Source organism: Arthrobacter sp. H35-D1, assembly GCF_030063185.1.
Classification (GTDB): domain Bacteria; phylum Actinomycetota; class Actinomycetes; order Actinomycetales; family Micrococcaceae; genus Specibacter.
The window spans coordinates 1-1992 of record NZ_JASISP010000065.1 but is presented as its reverse complement, the minus strand read 5'-3'; the positions used below and the strand labels follow the sequence as shown (position 1 = coordinate 1992).

Genomic DNA, 1992 nt, shown 5'->3' with positions numbered 1-1992 from the left:
ATAAAGAATTAAGGAGCTAACTATGTCTATCAACACTGAAATCGACACCATGGTAGGGGTATCTCACCCTCTTGATCAGCTTTCCCGCGCCGAGATTTCCCGTGCGGTGTCCATCCTTAAGGATGGTCCGGCTGCGGCAGAGTCGTTCCGCTTCATCAGCGTTGAGCTGCGCGAGCCGGATAAGGAATTGTTGCGGGCCGGTAGCGCTACGGTGCGTGAAGCAGACGCTGTGTTGGTGAATCGTGGCGAGGGCATTGCTTACTCCGCGATTGTTGACCTTGATGCTGGTGTCGTTGATAAGTGGACTCAGTTGGCTACCGGTGTGCAGCCACCCTTTATGTTGGATGAGTTTGCTGAGTGCGAGGATGCTTGTCGCAAGGACCCGAACGTTATTAAGGCCCTCGCCGCCCGCGGTCTGACTAATCTTGACTTGGTCTGCTTTGAGCCCTGGTCCGTGGGTTACTTCGGAGAAGACGCTGAGGGGCGGCGTTTGATGCGCGCTCTGGTGTTCGTTCGCGACAGTCCCACCGATAGCCCTTATGCGCACCCGATCGAGAACTTCGTTGTTTTCTACGACCTCAGCTCCGGCGAGGTTGTAAAGGTCGAGGACAACGAGTCCATCCCGGTACCCCGTGCCAGCGGTAACTACCTGCCCGAGTACGTCGGAGAAGCCCGCACCGATCTGAAGCCGATTGACATCACCCAGCCCGAAGGTCCTTCCTTCGAAGTGACAGGGAACCACGTGAAGTGGGCCGATTGGTCTTTCCGCGTCGGGTTCAACCCCCGCGAAGGCCTCGTCCTTCACCAGCTACGCTTCGCAGATAAGGGCGTAGACCGTCCCGTGATCAACAGGGCCTCCCTGACGGAAATGGTCGTCCCCTACGGTGACCCGGCCCCTGTACAGGCCAAGAAGAACGCCTTCGATTCCGGTGAATACAACATCGGCAACATGGCCAATTCCCTCAAGCTCGGCTGTGACTGCCTGGGCGAGATCAAGTACTTCGATGGGATCACCACCGATAGCCACGGCAACCCGATGACCATCGAGAACGCCATCTGCATGCACGAAGAAGACGACAGCATCATGTGGAAGCACTTCGACTTCCGCGAAGGCACCGCTGAAGTTCGACGCAGCCGCAAACTCGTCATCTCCTTCATCGCCACCGTTGCCAACTACGAGTACGGCTTCTACTGGCACCTCTACCTCGACGGGAGCATCGAGTTCCTGGTCAAGGCCACCGGAATCCTCTCCACAGCTGCACAGCACCCGGGCGAGAAGAGCGCGTACGGTCAATCACTGAACAACGACGGACTCTACGCACCCATCCACCAGCACATCTTCAACGTCCGGATGGACTTCGAACTCGACGGTCCGAAGAACTCCATCTACGAAGTCGACATGGAGATCCCGGAGCACAACCCCACGCACACCGCATTCAAGGCTGTAGACCGACTCCTGGAAACCGAGCAAGCAGCAATCCGCAAGGCAGACGTTTCCAAGCACCGCTTCTGGAAGATCGTCAACCACGACAGCAAGAACATCGTCGACGAACCAGTAGCATACCGCCTCATGCCCACCAATGCCGTCACCCTGGCAGCCGGTGACGATGCGTACGTCAGCCAGCGCGCACAGTTCGCCCGCAACAACCTCTGGGTCACCGCTTATGACCGCGATGAGCGTTTCGCGGCCGGAGAATTCCCGAACCAAAGCACCGGCGGCCACGATGGACTGCCCGCATGGACCAAGGCAGACAGGAACATCGTCGATCAAGACCTCGTGGTCTGGTACACCTTCGGCATGCACCACGTAGTCCGGCTCGAAGACTGGCCCGTCATGCCCCGCCAGAACATCGGCTTCATGATCGAACCCCACGGCTTCTTCGACCAGAACCCCACCCTGAACCTACCCACCTCAGAAACCAAGGCAACCACCACCGCAGCACAATGCTGCACCGGAAACTAACAACAAAGCACTAAAAACACAGCACTAAA

The 1992-nt window shown here is 57.7% G+C and carries 1 protein-coding gene; it reads left to right on the top strand.

Features of this window, described 5'->3' with window-relative positions; genetic code table 11:
• The first annotated feature begins 22 nt into the window (after window positions 1–22).
• On the top strand, window positions 23–1963 hold the full coding sequence (locus QMG25_RS20275; RefSeq protein ID WP_283462927.1) for a primary-amine oxidase: 1941 nt from the start codon (window positions 23–25) through the stop codon (window positions 1961–1963).
• The last annotated feature ends 29 nt before the right edge of the window (window positions 1964–1992 follow it).